General features: G+C 68.2%; 15 protein-coding genes. 8 read left to right on the top strand and 7 right to left on the bottom strand.

All coding sequences use genetic code 11. The annotated features are described in order from the left end of the window. Positions 1–56: 56 nt before the first annotated feature. From AB0H71_RS25370 to AB0H71_RS25350, 5 genes are all read left to right on the top strand, one after another. On the top strand, positions 57–1265 hold the full coding sequence (locus AB0H71_RS25370; RefSeq protein WP_357025690.1) for a cytochrome P450: 1209 nt from the start codon (positions 57–59) through the stop codon (positions 1263–1265). Then, positions 1262–2488: a cytochrome P450 gene (locus AB0H71_RS25365; protein ID WP_357025687.1), complete on the top strand. Its 1227-nt coding sequence runs from the start codon at positions 1262–1264 to the stop codon at positions 2486–2488. Before AB0H71_RS25370 ends, AB0H71_RS25365 begins: the two co-directional genes overlap by 4 nt. Further along, positions 2485–2820 carry a hypothetical protein gene (locus AB0H71_RS25360; RefSeq protein WP_357025684.1) on the top strand — a complete coding sequence of 112 codons (336 nt, stop codon included), beginning with the start codon at positions 2485–2487 and terminating at the stop codon, positions 2818–2820. Before AB0H71_RS25365 ends, AB0H71_RS25360 begins: the two co-directional genes overlap by 4 nt. Before the next feature lie 71 nt (positions 2821–2891). Then, a complete protein-coding gene (locus tag AB0H71_RS25355; protein ID WP_357025681.1) occupies positions 2892–3728 on the top strand; it encodes an SAM-dependent methyltransferase in 837 nt (278 codons plus the stop codon). Further along, positions 3725–4333 carry a hypothetical protein gene (locus AB0H71_RS25350; protein ID WP_357025679.1) on the top strand — a complete coding sequence of 203 codons (609 nt, stop codon included), beginning with the start codon at positions 3725–3727 and terminating at the stop codon, positions 4331–4333. Before AB0H71_RS25355 ends, AB0H71_RS25350 begins: the two co-directional genes overlap by 4 nt. Here the strand turns inward: AB0H71_RS25350 and AB0H71_RS25345 are convergent. The 7 genes from AB0H71_RS25345 to AB0H71_RS25315 all read right to left on the bottom strand — a co-directional run bounded on the left by AB0H71_RS25345 (position 4296) and on the right by AB0H71_RS25315 (position 10628). After that, positions 4296–5150 (bottom strand): FHA domain-containing protein, encoded by an 855-nt coding sequence (locus tag AB0H71_RS25345; RefSeq protein WP_357025676.1) that lies wholly within the window; start codon positions 5148–5150, stop codon positions 4296–4298. The two genes, AB0H71_RS25350 and AB0H71_RS25345, sit on opposite strands and share 38 nt — an antisense overlap. Positions 5151–5371: 221 nt before the next feature. Further along, positions 5372–6193 carry a hypothetical protein gene (locus AB0H71_RS25340; RefSeq protein ID WP_357025673.1) on the bottom strand — a complete coding sequence of 274 codons (822 nt, stop codon included), beginning with the start codon at positions 6191–6193 and terminating at the stop codon, positions 5372–5374. A gap of 156 nt (positions 6194–6349) precedes the next feature. Continuing rightward, positions 6350–6517 (bottom strand): hypothetical protein, encoded by a 168-nt coding sequence (locus AB0H71_RS25335; RefSeq protein WP_357025670.1) that lies wholly within the window; start codon positions 6515–6517, stop codon positions 6350–6352. Between the two features lie 204 nt (positions 6518–6721). Continuing rightward, positions 6722–7468 carry a helix-turn-helix domain-containing protein gene (locus AB0H71_RS25330; RefSeq protein ID WP_357025668.1) on the bottom strand — a complete coding sequence of 249 codons (747 nt, stop codon included), beginning with the start codon at positions 7466–7468 and terminating at the stop codon, positions 6722–6724. A gap of 294 nt (positions 7469–7762) precedes the next feature. After that, positions 7763–8818 (bottom strand): GAF domain-containing protein, encoded by a 1056-nt coding sequence (locus tag AB0H71_RS25325; protein ID WP_357025665.1) that lies wholly within the window; start codon positions 8816–8818, stop codon positions 7763–7765. 61 nt (positions 8819–8879) lie between these two features. Then, on the bottom strand, positions 8880–9668 hold the full coding sequence (locus AB0H71_RS25320; protein WP_357025662.1) for an SDR family oxidoreductase: 789 nt from the start codon (positions 9666–9668) through the stop codon (positions 8880–8882). Positions 9669–9854: 186 nt separating this feature from the next. Then, on the bottom strand, positions 9855–10628 hold the full coding sequence (locus AB0H71_RS25315) for a helix-turn-helix domain-containing protein (protein WP_357025659.1): 774 nt from the start codon (positions 10626–10628) through the stop codon (positions 9855–9857). 784 nt (positions 10629–11412) lie between these two features. Here AB0H71_RS25315 and AB0H71_RS25310 point away from each other — a divergent pair. From AB0H71_RS25310 to AB0H71_RS25300, 3 genes are read left to right on the top strand one after another with little or no spacing between them, the layout of a single operon-like run. Beyond that, the gene (locus AB0H71_RS25310) at positions 11413–12231 is read left to right on the top strand and encodes a hypothetical protein (RefSeq protein WP_357025657.1); all 819 of its coding nucleotides are present in this window, start codon (positions 11413–11415) and stop codon (positions 12229–12231) included. Next, a complete protein-coding gene (locus AB0H71_RS25305) occupies positions 12228–13463 on the top strand; it encodes a cutinase family protein (protein ID WP_357025654.1) in 1236 nt (411 codons plus the stop codon). Before AB0H71_RS25310 ends, AB0H71_RS25305 begins: the two co-directional genes overlap by 4 nt. Next, complete coding sequence (locus tag AB0H71_RS25300) at positions 13460–14599, top strand: lipase family protein (protein WP_357025651.1); 1140 nt, start codon at positions 13460–13462, stop codon at positions 14597–14599. Before AB0H71_RS25305 ends, AB0H71_RS25300 begins: the two co-directional genes overlap by 4 nt. Positions 14600–14672: the final 73 nt, after the last annotated feature.

The following is a 14672-nucleotide window of genomic DNA, read 5'->3' as shown; positions in this document are numbered from 1 at the left end:
TCGTTGCTTCAGGCCAGATGCCCAGAAGCCCCGGCGCGACAGCAGACGAATCACGGGTGGAGTTGTTCTCGCGGGCGTTCGCTGCCGACCCGCACAGCGCGTACCGGCACATGCGAGAGCAGTTCGGGCCGGTGGTCCCGGTGTGGCTCGCCCCGCAGGTACCGGGGACCTTGGTCGTCGGGTATCGGGAGGCGCTCGCGGTCTTGCACGATCCCGAGCGTTTCCCGGCGGACCCCTCGCGGTGGGAGCGGACCGCGCAGCGCGACAGCGAGGTCTACCCGGTGCTGGCCCCGCGTCAGAACGCCTTGCGGTCGGCGGGGCCCGCGCACGCACGATTCCGGGAGGCGATCACCGCGTCGCTGGCAGGGGTGGATCTGTACTCGGTGGAGCGGGCGGTGGACCGGGCGGCCGAGGCGCTGATCCACCGATTCTGCCAGCGGGGTAGCGCCGAGCTCCGCGGCGAGTACGCCTTCCCGCTGACGGTGCGGGTGATGTGCGAGCTGCTGGGCATCGAATCCGAGGTGGCCGAGCAGGTGTGGCTGGAGATGGCGCGCATGCTCGATGGAGACGGGCAGGCCGGGGCGAGGTTCGGCGCGGCGCTGTATGCGGTCGCGCGGGACAAGCGCACGCGGCCTGGCCTGGACATGATGTCGCGGCTGGTCGAGCACCCGGCCGGGCTGAACGACGCGGAGGTGGTCGATCAGACCGCGCTGCTGCTCGGGCCTGGAACCGAGCCGACCTGCAACCTGATCACCAACACGGTGCTGATGATGCTGAGCGACGAGCGTTTTGCCGCCGGGCTGCTCGGGGGCGGGCTCTCGATCCGCGACGCGATCGAAGAGGTGCTCGCCAAGGACACCCCGCTACCGAACTTCTGCATCTCCTACCCGCGCCAGCCTCGGCAGCTGGCCGGGGTGTGGCTGCCCGCCGATGAGCCGGTGGTGATCAGCATGGCCGCCTGCAACAGCGACCCCGCTGCTGCCGCCCACGACCCCGACGGGTGGGGTAATCGGGCGCATCTGTCCTGGGGTGCCGGACCGCACGCCTGCCCCGCCCAAGCGGTCGCGGGAGTGATCGTGGCCCGCGCGATCGAGCAGCTGCTCGACGCGCTCCCCGAACTCGAACTCGCGCCCGGCCACGCCCCGAGCTGGCGGCCCGGACCCTTCCACCGCGCCATAGCCGAACTCCAGGTCCGATTTCCCGCCACCGATATCGGTGAGCTGGCCATGCCCCCGCTCAGGCCACGCGAAGGAGCTGCCCGATGACCGACTTGACCTTGACCGGAGCCGATTTCGCTACCGAACTCGCGCAGTTACGTGCCGCCGGTCCGGCAGCACGTGTCGTGCTACCGGGCGGTGTGTGGGCGTGGGCGATCACCGACGTCGCGCTGCTGAAGTCGTTGATGACCGATCCGCGGATCTCCAAGGACGCCCGCCGCCATTGGCCGGAGTTCGATTCCGAGGCGACCCGGGCGTGGGTGATGTATCCGTGGGTGGCGGTGTCCAGCATGTTGACCGCTCACGGTGCCGAGCATTGGCGGCTGCGGACCTTGGTGTCGGCGGCGTTCACCCGCCGACGGATCGAGGAGCTGCGGCCCCGGATCACCGCGATCGTGGCCGAGCTGTGCGATCAGCTCGCGGCGGCCCCGGCCGGTGCGAGCGTGGATCTGCGGGCGGGGTTCGCCGACGAGGTCCCGAGCCGGGTGATCTGCGAGCTGCTCGGCGTGGCCTCCGAGCGCGCCCGGCGCCTGTGCGAGCACACCGCGGCGATTCTCGACACCACGCTCACCCCGGAGCAGGCGGCCCAGAACTTCGCCTCGCTGTATGCGGTGCTGGCCGAGCTGCTCGCGCACAAGCGCGCCCATCCCGGCGATGACGTCGCGACCGCGCTGATCGCCGCCCGCGATGCCAAGGGTGACGGGCTCAGCGAGCAGGAGCTGGGCGACACGCTGCTGCTGTTGGTGACCGCGGGCTATGAGACCACCGCTCATCTGCTCGATCAGGCGATCGTGGCGGTCCTGGCCGACCCGCAGCTGCGGATCGACCTGTTCATGGGCCAGCACGACTGGTCGGAGGTCATCGAGGAGACCCTCCGGTTGAACCCGCCCCTGATCCACATGCCGTTCCGGTTCGCCACCACCGACATCGACCTCGGCGAGGTCACGATCGCGCGCGGTGAGATCGTCCTGGCCTCCCTCGCCGCGGTCGGCCGCGACCCGGGCGTGCACATCGACGCCGACCTGTTCGACCCCGGGAGGGAGAACAAGACGCACCTGGCTTTCGGGCACGGCCCGCACTACTGCCTCGGCGCGCCGCTGGCCCGGCTCGAAGCCGAGATCGCCCTACCGGCCCTGCTCGCGAGGTTCCCCCAGATGACCTGCGCGGTCGAGCCCGCCGCACTCGCCCGGCGCCCGAGCCTCATCGTCAACGGGCACGACGCCATCCCGACCCGACTGACCCCACACCAGGCATCCAAGGCGGCCCGATGAGCGCCGCGCAGGCCGCCCTTCTGGTGCTCGGCGCGGCTCCTGTCGTGGGGTGCGCCGGGCTGGTGTTGTGGCCGCGCCGCCGCTCCAGGGAGCCGGTTCCGGTCACCGGGCCCCACGCCGCGCCCGCCTACCAGCTGACCGTGGACGAGGCATACGAGCTGATGCAGCGCCACCAGCGGTGCAGCGTGATCGACTGCCCGGCTAAGGAAGCCGCCCGCACCGTGCTGGCCGCAGCCCGGCCGATAGACCTCGCGCCGGTACGGGAGCCGTCGATCTACCGGCAACCGGCGTGGGCGGCCTCGATCGGACCCGGGCCGGGCTCCTGGGACTGATCCGGCCAGACCTCGTGTCATCGGCGGGGATCCGATGTCCGACCTCACATATCGAATGGAGTTCCAGTTCTGTGGACGGTCTTCCTGATCTCGGTCTCAATCGTGCTCACACCGCACGGGTGTACAACTACTTCCTCGGCGGCAAGGACCAGTACGACCTCGACAAGTACGCCGCCGAGCAGGTCATCGCCGCCTTTCCCCACGTCAGGACCGCCGCGCGGAACAACCGCGCCTTCCTAGTCCGCTACGCCCGCTACCTCGCCCTCTCGGGGGTCGATCAGTTCCTCGATCTCGGCTGCGGCATCCCGCACGAGCCGAACCTGCACCAGACGGTCCAAGAGGTGAACCCGGGCGCGCGGGTGGTCTACGTCGACAATGACCCGATCGTGGGTGCCCACGCCCGCGCCCTGCTCGTGGGCACCCCGCAAGGGCGCACCGCCTTCATCGAGGCCGACCTCACCGACCCCGACTCGATCCTGACCGCTCCCGCGCTGGCCGACACCCTGGACCTGACCAGGCCGGTAGGGGTGTCGTTGGGGGCCGTGCTGCACTTCTTCGGTGACGAGCGGGCCTACGAGATCGTGGCCGCTCTGCGGCGGCGACTTCCACCGGGCTCGTATCTGGGTCTGTCGCATGCGACCGGGGATTTCGACGAGGCCGGCACCGCTGCGGTAGTCAAGGTCTACCGCGACCACGGTATCGAGGTCCACCTGCGCACTCGTGACGAGGTCGCGCCATTCGTCACCGGTCTCGAACTCCTCAACCCCGGGATCGTGCCCGCGCACCGCTGGCCCGACAACGGCGAGGAACAGCCCCCCGGCGAGGGTGTCGCGTCGCTGGCGGCTCACCTCGACGCACAAGTCTCGCTGTACGCGGGCGTGGGACGGATCCCGCAGGTGCACCGATGAACACCGGCTCGCCCGCGCCGCTGGCGCGCGACGACCGCGCGGCGAACACTGCTGAGGAGCGGCAGGGTCTGGAGAACTGGCGGGTTGTCGACTACGCGGTGGCCGGGTTCGTCGCGGTGGCGGGCCATCTGAAGCAGAACTGGGTCGAGCACCGCATGTTGTCCTCGTCGGCGGTCGGCTGGGGGCTGCCGTGGGTCAGGCACCTGCTCTTCGTCCGCGACCGAGACGGCTCGTCGTACATCGAAGACGCGCTACGGCGGCGACGCCCTCAACGCCGAGCCCGAAGCGTGTTGCAGAGTGCGCATCATCGCTCAGTTTTGCGCATTGAAATCAAAGTTTGCGCATCTTTGAAGAATTTCGATAACCCCAAGATTGCACATTTTACGATTGGGTCATGCGTGAAAAAAAGAATCAGACCGAGAAGCGCGAGCTGCACCGCCTCCTGCTTCCTGCCGTCACGCGTGGTGCAGTCACCGCAATGGTCGGCGGCCTCCTTCGCTGGATTCTGGAAAATGGGCCCTGGCACTGATATTGTCCTGCCTTGTTGGGTTACAATTCCTACTTCGGCTATATCGGAAGCATCCGACTCCGTTCATATTGAGTGAGTTGGTTCCATTCTTTTCCTTCGATGAAGGTGAATCGGTTGGCTCCGATGTGAATTATGTCACCGCACGCCAGCCGCTTCGCTTCTCCGCCTTCGAGTCGCTTGTAATTCGCGTAGGTTCCGTTGGTGCTTGAGTCATCTCGTAGTACCCAGGCCTTCGATTCTCGGTTGAGATCGAGAATCGCATGCCTCCGCGACACAGACTTCTCTTCCAAGTGGAGGTCGCACTCGGGATCACGCCCGATTACGAGCTGTCGGGGTTGACCTTTCCTGATGCAGAACGTCTCGCCGTGCAACGGACCACGGGTGCAGATCAGAACCACCGAGAAGACGATATTGATATACAGCAAATTGAAGGGATTCAGATCTGACGTCTCCGCCATAGTTGGCTTATAAGTCAGATAATCCTTTCCCCCACGTTCTCGATGGACTTCGATCTGCTGCGTAAGCGACTCTGTCGCCGGATTTGAGGCCCGATCCCAAAGCTGCTTGGCCGTGTGCAATTCCCCTTTCAAAGAAGTGGCCTCGAACGTGACATTTTTGCCGAGTACCATTATGAGAGACTGTACAACAGGCCACGTGCCCAGCTTGCGGCCATTCATTATATCGGAAATCGTGTTTGGTGAGGCAGTCGCAGGCACGTCTTCTTCCTTCATCATCTCGGAGAGCTTGCGGTACGAGATGTACCCGGATCTGCTGTCGAGGAAAGCCAAGCAGCCGACCACGAGATCCCGATGCGCTCCAGGAGGTAGCGCGTCCTTGTCGGGCAGAGTCGCTCTCGCGTCGAGCCGCCGCTTTGCCATGCTGATCCCTCCCATCCGGTTACCACCTCGCAACGCCTGACTGAACGAACTCGCAGCCGGACAACGCATCGTCCAACGTACCGGAGCCTGTCGGGCAACCCATCAAGATGACGATGGCGAAAGTTCCGAACCGAACCCCGCCTTGAGTGCCCCGAGGATTCGCTCCAAACTGTTCGGTTACCCAGGTGCGCGAAACCGGGCAAAGGTCGTGGACGTCGAGGCCGACGAGTGATGCATCACTGAGTCGATATCCGGCTTCGCCCTGAGCTAGCCCCTTGATCACCCTCGCCATCTGTTTGAGTGCGCTGTCCCCTAATCCTCAGCAAGAGACCAGTGGCGAGCGCACCAAGCGCGGCGACACCTGCCAGCACCCCAGGGAGCCCCGCGAACCAATTCCACATCCCGGAGATCAGACCAGCATTGGTCGGTACAGCATCCACGGTAAAGTACTGCGGGTCGCTTTCATCCACCATTCTATCCGTCTCTGAGTCATAAACTATCGCAACAACAGCGAAACGATGCATTCCCGCAACGCTGGGTCGCACCGCCCAGGACCAGGTAGCCATTCCGTCCTCTGGCATGGGCTTCTTCGTGGTCCCACGCTCAACGACAACAGCCTCTTTGTCGGACGATAGTTTTAACTCGAATAGCTTTCCGGTTGGCATGTGCTGCGCAAGTAGCCGCTTCTTGTTCTCTGCCGATCTCAGCACACAGTTATCGCGATGAACCTCAGCGTGCAATTCGATCGAATCGCCCAAATTCGCCCTACCAGGCGGATCTACAACAGAAAGGCATGAATCAACAGACAGGCGTGCATCCGTTAGGAAGTCAGTAGTTATCTGAACTACCGGCGCGGCGAGCACCGGTGCCACAGCCACAACCGTAACAACTACTGATCTTAGCCGCCGAAAGCGCGGCGGCACGCTTAGATTCACACCGTCGTTTAAAACGACGTTCTGGCGCGAGCCGTCCACTGTTCTGTAAGTGTGCGCGGAACTATTCTTGGTCCGACTTTTACCTGACGGAATCTTTTCTTCCGGCTCATCAACGGGCGCCATGCTCGGCAGTATATAAGGGGCGGGCCAGACGTTGTCACCTTGACGGGGACGAGTCGTTTCCGGCGACATCGACCAGAGCGCGCTGATCTACCTGTAGAACAGTCAGCCTCCCTTTGACGAAACTGCGGAGAGGATTTCAAAGCGAAGCACTCAAGGTCAGCTGCATACCTTCTCGCGATTCTCGCCAACATGCACCTGTGCTGCACTGATGAGGATTTCGGCGACTTGCGCGTCGATCCAGGTGCGCGACACCGGATGCAGGCCGTGGGCGTCGAGGCCGACGTGGATCTGTCGACCGCGAGGCGAGGCCAGACTCGGGCTCAACGATCGCCGTCTTGAGAAGCGCGCCCGCCACGTCACCCGCCTGCTCTTTCGCTGACCACACACCGAGACTTCTCCGGGTCTTGACCCATTCCACCGGCGTGCCCGGTTCGAGGTCGGTGGGGTCGCTCATGCGGCGAGCCTAGGCACCGTCACTGGGGTAGACCACCCGGGGCCTGCGTGTGCTGCGGCCGAGACTCTTGCGGTTCAGCTCGCGGCTGCGGCGTTGTTGTCGATGCCGACCGCGACGAGGATGTCGTCGCGGTCGGCGACCTCGCTGATCTGGAAACTGATCGGCACAGCTTGGGGGCCGTCGGGGGAGAGGGGGCGCAGGGTGGTCGTGGAGTGTCGGCTGTAGCTGACCTGCAGCCGGGTGCTCGCCCAGAGCCGTGTGAAGTCGTCATCGGCTCGAAGCTTGGCTAGGAGGCGCTGCGCCTGTGTTGTGTCGCGGTACCGTCCGAGCGCTGCGCGGACTGCGGTGACGCACTCGCGGGCTTCGTAGCTCCAGTGCGCGACGACTCGCCGGCCAGTCGAGGAGAAGAGCCAGAGCGCGAGGTTGTCGTCTGCCTCACCGAGACCGGGGACGGCGAGGTGGAACGAGCGGTTGCCGGACAGCACGTTCTCCAGCGGGTCGAGGTGTGCTGACGCGACGTTCCGGAAGTCGAGCTGGTGAAGATGCGCCTGGATCCGGGGATTGGCGAGGTGATGGCGGAGTTCGTCGGCGGGCAGCAGCTCGGCGGAGGGCTCCCACAGCTCGCGGGCGTGGCGTCGCTGCCAGTGATCGAGTCGGTAGGCCGCGGTGAGGCTGTCGAGGACCTTGCGGGTCGGGCGTAGCTTTTGGCGCTCGATCCGTTTCAAGTACGAGTAGCTGATCCCGGCCTCCCGGGCTGCGCCTTCCTGGGAGAGCCCGGCGCGTCGACGAGCCCAGGAGAGCCACTGGGAGAGATCCGGCATCGTGGGATGGTCGGGAGCTGAAGGGGATGGAGTCATGGGCTCGCTTTCGACGTCGATGAACCCCCCACGCGGACATGGCATTCAAGTGAGGTGTTCCAGGCGCTTCAAGCGGCATGACATTCGATGCCGACAGGACTCCGCTCCGGTGAGCGGTAGCGTTTGCTGGCGACTCTAGTGACCCGGAGCGAAGTCTGCAATATTGCGACCGCCATCTTGCGGAATCGCAGGAGGCGTGGCTCGGTGGCACCGCCGGTCGCGGTCCGCGGCGAGGTGCGCCCTGTGCGGCTTGCGGGATCAGTCTCTCTGATCAGCGGGTGACTGCGGGCTGCCTGAGTCGCTGGTAGGGCGCAGCGTGACCAAGGCGGCGGTGGTCGAGGGATCGAGGTCGATCGGCTTCGCGCGGACTTCGAGCCTGAGCCAGGCCCCGTCGAGGGCGCGCATTCGGATGTGCCCGGTCGATTGCTCTCGCTGCGCGCTGTCCAACAGTGCTCGGGCGGCGGCGATGTCGTCGGGGTGCACGGCGGGGAGGGGCTGGCCGGGAAGCGCCTGCCAGGCGAGGCGGGGCAGGGACGGGCCGACCCAGCGCAGGAGCCGCAGCGTGGTGGGGTTGACGATCGCGCGGTACGCGCCGTCGTCGGCAATGCTGTCCATCACGCGGTCATCGAGGGTGTTAGAGGGAGGCGCGACGGGGTTGCCGGTGGCGGGCCCGATGTCGTGGGTGATGCCCCGCACGAGGTGGTGCACAATGCCGTCGGGGCCGGTTTCGCTCATCTGGCGGCAGGAGTAGTGCAGGGCGCGCAGCTGCCCGTCCGGGCTGGTCAGTGTCCACAGTGACTGGGTTTCCTGGCCGTCCTCGGGCCGGACGATGCGGGCCAGCGCGGTGCCTTCGTCTCGGTGATTGGAGATCAAGGGAGCGGAGTAGACACCGGCGATCGACTGTATGCGCTGCTCGGGGTGCTGCTCGGGCGGAATGCCGTAGACGGTGAGCAGGTCATCGCTGCGCAGGCTGGTGTCTTCGGTGAGGTCGAACAGCCAGGCGCCGGCGGGGTCTCGTGGCGGCACCACCTCGTCGGGAGAGCCGGACCAGACCATGAGGCCGTGAAGGCGGGACGCCGAAATCGCCAGCGGCACAGCGATGGTGCGCCGTGAGCGGTCGCCGGAAACCTGGTCGATCGTGGTGTGCTCGACGGTGACGGCGGTGATCGCTCGTTTGGTCTCGGCCAGCGTCGTGCGGTGGTGAACGATGTTCTCCAGCGGGACAAATCGCTTCGGGCTGCGCCCGACCGCGATCACCGAGGGCTCGGGCCGCTCGCCGAAGGTCTCGATGAGCAGCCATTTCGGTGCGGCCACAGGCCCTCCCCCCGGAGAGTGCGATCGGCGACCTGCACGGCTCGGCCGAGACCGCCGTCGATCATGAAAGCTTTCCGGCGAGCTTAATGAGCCGCTCGTAGCGTGCACCAGCGAGACGCGCTGTGATCTCGGCCAATTGGGCGTCGGCTCCGACCAGCACGCGAGCCGAACCCCGTTCGACCCCGGTCAGGACGATGCGCGCGGCGTGGTCGGGGCTGGTGCGTGCGACGTGCTGTTCGAAGCGGGTCACCGTGGTGTGGCGATCGATGCCCGGTGCCAGCAGGGCGGCGCGGGCGATCGAGGTGCGGATCCCGCCTGGGTAGACCCCGACCACGGCGATCTCGGTGCCGGTGAGGTCGGCGCGCAGTGCCTCGGTGAAGCCCCGGATCGCGAACTTGGCCGAGGTGTAGGGGCCGTGGCCTGCGGCGGCGACCAACCCCAGCGCCGAGGAGAAGGTGACGATCCTGCTCGGCGCGCCCTGGCGCAGCAGTTGGGGCAGGAAGGCTTTGGTGACTTGCACGGTGCCGAAGAAGTTGGTGCGCAGTACGGCGTCGAAGTCGGTGAGCGGAGAGTTGGCGACCGATCCGACGTGCAGCACACCGGCGCTGGTGATCACCGCGTCGACGCGGCCGAACCGCTCGACGGTGCCGTTGGCATACGCCTGCACCCGCGAGCGGTCCCCGACGTCGAAGACCGACACCGTGTGCAGATGCGGCCCGGTGCAGGACGCGCGGGTTTCCTCCACCGCCGCACCGTCGATGTCGGCCAGCGCGAGCCGGGCACCGCGGCGACTCAGCTCGAGTGCCAGAGCCCTGCCGATCCCGGCCCCGGCACCGGTGATCGCGACCACTGCCCCCTCGAAGAACGCCGACGAGCTTCGCCGACCCCGCAGCGCCGCGACAGCGCTGTCTCTGATTCCCCGTACTCCACCCATGCCCCGAAGCTTACGCAGACCCCGGCTCGCGAACCTGGTGAGACGCAACAGCATCAGCTCGCCGCGAAGGCGTCTGCGACCTCGGTGTCACAGCCTCACGGCTCAGGCTGGCACCGGGCCGAGATAGGGGCTGGGCAGGACGGTGCAGAACTGGAGGTTGTCCTCGCGCATGGCATTGCCGAGCTGTATGCCCAGGGAGTAGCGCAGGCCGATGCCTTTGCTGTCGCGCAGATGCAGATGGAGCGGGTTGTCGGGGCCACGGCCGTAGGCGACAGCGGCGGTGCTGATCCAATGCGAGCTGAAATCGGTGTCTGCTTGCAGCCGCCGCAGCAGCTCGATCGCGCGTGGTTCCTCGCGGTGCCGCCCGAACGCCACTCGCAGCGCCGCGGTGAGGTAGGCGGACTCCTCGTGGCGGAACAAGATCATCTGTTCCGAGGGTGAGTCGTCCGCGCCGGGGTGGAAGTGCCACAGCGCCAGGTTGTCCTCGAAGTCGCGGACACCGGGAAACGACGCGGTGAAATGGCCATTGGCCGCGATCACGTTCCACAGCGGGTCGATGAACGCACACGCCACCCCGGTCCGGTCGAGCCGGGCGATTCTTGCTTGGCACTCCGGTGCGCGAGCACGCTCGCGTAGCTCTGCCAGGGGTGCCAGGGCAACCGGCGCCTGGACGAGTTCGCGAGTGAATCGTTCCTGCCCACGTGTGAGGTTGTACCCGGCCACAATGCTGGACAGGGCCGCCTCCGAGGGCTCGAGTTGCTTGGTCTCGATCCCTTTGATCGTGCCGTCACTGATATGCAGGCGCCGAGCCGCCTCCGGCCGGGACAGCCGGAGTTGAAGCCGGAGCTGGCGTGTCCAGTTGCCGATATCGGGCATCTCGACCGATATCTTGTTGCGGTGAAAACCCGGCCGCCGAGTGCACCGCGCATCGGGCCTCGGGCGGGAAGTCTCAGCCATTGTCTCCCTCACTTCCTCGATCTGAGGAAACCTGGCGTTTCCATCGAACGCCTCGCGCCCAACCGGACATTATTACCCGAGTCCGAGCACTGCGCAACGCCGATCCGGCCACACGCTCACCGGCCAGCCGAGGCGGCCGCGCGGCCGTCGGGACATTGTAGGATCGCAAAACCCAGCGACCCAACCCGCTCAAATCATTACCTCTTAACGCCATCAGTGCAGCTCAGGGGGCATTCGGATTCGGGTATCGAAATGGTCGGCCATTTCTCTGACCCTTGCAGTCCTAGCATTCGATACTTTCCGGGGTTGTGATGGTGGGGCAACTGAAACTGCTCTGAGAGGACGAACTGTGGATCTGTACGGCATTCTGTCGCTGGTTGATCTCGGCGCATCGGCGCTGTCGAATCTGCTGGCGCTGGGCTCCCAGCTGATCGGCCTGGTGCTTCCGTTCCTCTGATCGGCAGCGCGATCTCGCGCTGATGTGAGGAATTCTGTAGCGGGTCGCCCGGCTGTGGTCGGGCAGCCGGGCGACCCGCAATTCCGCGTGTGCGTATACGCGCATTGCCGACTCTGTTCTCAGTCCTTTTCTCCTTCGTTCGAGGGGTTATTTGTCATGCCCGAAATCGCGAATCAAAGCACGTCCACCGTTCCGATCCCAGGACGGGGTTACCGGTCAGCGACCGCTCGCCGCGCTGAGCACGGCGTGCGGGTACTGCGAGGCGGCCGGTTGCTGGTACTCGGCGCGGTGCCGGTGGCGTTGATGCTGACCGGCCCGCTGGCGAGCGCGGCGACGCTGGATCCGATCGCCGATCAGCCCGGGGTGACCGCCCCGGCCCAGCCCGGTACCGCCACGCCCGCACCGCCTCCGCCCCCACCTCCGCCGGAGCCCGCCGTGGTCTACCCGGAGCAGCCGCCCGAGGTCCGCAACGGCCCGGCCCCGCGCCCGGCGCCTTCGCCCGCTCCCGCGCCGTCGGTGCAGGTGATCGAGCTGCATTCCCCGGAGCCGGTGCCGCCGGTCGCTCCGATCGAGCCGCCGCCGGACACCATCCGGGTCGGCCAATGGCAGACCCCGTCCCCGGAGTGGCTGCCCCCGGAGGTCCGCGACACGATCAACTCGACCGCCGCCAACGCCGAGGCCCAGGCCGCGACCTTCCTGGACTCGGTCGGGCTCCCGGCCGGGCGCTCGGACCGGGTCGCCGGGGCCACGATCGCCGGAGCCGGAGCCGGGGGCGCGATCGGCGGCGCGCTGGCCGGTGCTCCGGCGGCAGCGGCCGGTGCGGTCGCGGGCGGGCTGGCCGGAGGCACGATCGGCGGCATCGCCGGAGCGGCGCTGGGCACCGTGGTGGAGGTGCCGGTCATCGGCACCATCACCTCCGGGGTCGCCGGGACCGCGCTGGGCGCGGCGGCCGGTGCGCTGGCGGGCGCGATCGTGGCCGGGGTTCCCGCCGCCGTCGTCGGTGCCGTCGTCGGCGGAACGATCGGAGCCGGGTTCGGCGCGGGCGCGGGAGTGGGGCAGCCGTGACGCGGATCGGCCTGCTCACCGCCGCCGCCCTCGCGGCCTGCACGAGCCTCCTGTGCGGGCCCGGTGTCGGCTCGGCGCAGCCACCGGCGAGCGTTCCCGGCTGCCCGGCGTTGTGGGTGCTCGGCGTCCAGGGCACCGGCCAGTCCTCCCCACAGGCGTCCGAGACTGCCGATACCGGGATGCTCGGCGCGCTCCTGGCCCCGGTCGTGGCCGCCGTGCCGCAGCTGGTGCAGCGCACCTACATCGCCTACCCCGCAGCATTCGGCGGCGCGCTGGGCACCGGCGGCGGCCCCGTCCCCTACGCCGACTCGGTCGCCATCGGCCTGGCCGCCCTCGAAGACACCGCCGCCCAGATCGCCGCCAACTGCCCGTCGACCGCGCTCGCCGCGGTCGGGTACTCCCAAGGCGCGCAGATCGTCTCGCAGTTCGCGCGAGCGGTCGGTGCCGGGGACGGCCCGGTCGGGCCCGAGCGGATCGCGGGGGTCGCGCTCTACGCCGATCCCGATCGCGCTCCCGGGACGGCGACCTTCCCCGGTCGTCCCGGGCAGGTGACCCCCGACCCGGCCCCCGGCACCGGCGGGGCGGGGGTCGCGGCGGTGCAGATCGCCACCGCCCCGGTCTCGGGGAGCGGGCTCGCCGCGGGCGGCTCGGACTACGGGGCGCTGACCGGGCGGGTCGCCGACATCTGCGCCGAGGGCGACCCCAGCTGCGCGGCCCCCGATCACGCCGCGCTGCTGCGCCTGGCCGCTGGAGTCGCCGCCCAAGCCGACCTACGCGACCCGCTCACCGCGCTCGGCTCGATCCAGGCCCTGCTGTCGGGTGTGCTCGGGGACGCCTGGACCACCGTGGTGAATCAGGACTTCACCCTCGGGCCGGGTGGGGTCGACTACGCCCCGCAGGCGAGCCTGGTGGCGCGGCTCACCGCGGCGGCCGACGCCAGCACCCCGCCGCCAGGCCCGGACGAGGTCACCGCGGCCTCGGCCCGCTGGGGCCAGATCACCGCCGTAGTAGCCGGGGACCCGGTAGGGCAGCTGCCGAAGCTGGCCGGACAGATGTCCGGGGCGTGGGGGCAGCTACTCGCCGACAACGCCGACGTACTGAATCCGGCGGTGTGGCTGCGCTACTCCGACGCCATCGCCCGCCACACCGGCTACGCCGCCGCCGGGCAACTCGCCAGCGGAGTCGCCTGGCTCATCGCCCTCGCCCACGACCTCGCCGGGAGCCACCCGTGACCCTCGACCCCTTCTACGACGCCCCCGAGCTCGACGGCTACCAGCCCGGGACGATGGTGCGCACCCGACCGGTGTTCGTCCCCCAGCTCGCCGACGCGGCCGGAGCCTGGCAGGTCGTCTACACCTCCACCACCTCGCGGTCGGAGACCTTCGCCGCCTCGGGCATCGTGCTGCTGCCCGAGGCGGTCGCCGACCCCGGACGGACCGCGATCCTGGTCTATTGCCCCGGGTTTCGCGGACTCGGGGGAGCGTGCGCGCCCTCGCAGATGCTCGCGGTCGGGACCGAACCCGACATCACCGCCATCGAGGCAGCTCTGGCCCGGGGCTGGGTGGTGGCGGTACCCGACGGTGAAGGACTCGGCGTCACCGGCCGGGGACCGCACCCGTTCCTCGCCGCGCGGGCCGGTGGCCGGATCGTGCTCGATCTCGCCCGCGCCATCTACCGCGACGCCGACCTCGGCGCGGCCGTCGCACCGTTCGTGGCGTGGGGCTACGCCGACGGCGGTCGCGCGGTCGCCGCCGCCGGGGAGCTGCAGCCCTGGTACGCCCCGGAGCTGGACCTGCGCGGCATCGCCGCCGGAGCCGTGGTCTCCGACCTCGCGGCGCTGGCACCGGCCGTCAGCCGGGGTGCGAGCGCCGGGCTCGGGCTGGCCGCACTGGTCGGGCTCTCCCGCGCCTACAGCACGCTCTCGCTGCGCCACGTGCTCACCGAGGACGGGATGGCCGCCGCCGAAGCGGCCCAGCACCTCACCGCCGCCGAGCTGCTGGCCCGGTTCCCGCAACCGCTGGCGCACTGGTGCCGCCGCCCCGACCCCTGGAACGACCACTGGTGGCGGCGCGTGCTGGCCCTCGAAACCCTCGCTCACACCAAACCGCATGTGCCGCTGCACCTCTACCACGGCAGCGACGACATGATCGTGCCCGCCCAGGCGGGTCGGCGCGCGCTCATCGCCTACCGCCAACGCGGCACCCAGGTGGACTGGCGCGAGTACCACGACGACCACCGAGCCACCGCGGCCTCGGCCACCCGCGATGTCCTCGCCCGCCTCGGCGAGGACATCACCGACCTTCCGGCGCCCCGGCATACCCGGCCGATCGACGAGCGCGAGCACGGTGAGCCCGCGAGCCATCCCTGACCCCCTTCGAGAGGGAAGACCTGCCCGCACCCCACTTCCCCGGGGTGCGGGCAGGCGCGGTCGAGCACCCGGT

This window comes from Nocardia sp. NPDC050697 (genome assembly GCF_040654395.1).
In the GTDB taxonomy this organism is placed as follows: Bacteria; Actinomycetota; Actinomycetes; order Mycobacteriales; family Mycobacteriaceae; genus Nocardia.
This window is presented reverse-complemented; position numbering and strand designations above follow the sequence as displayed.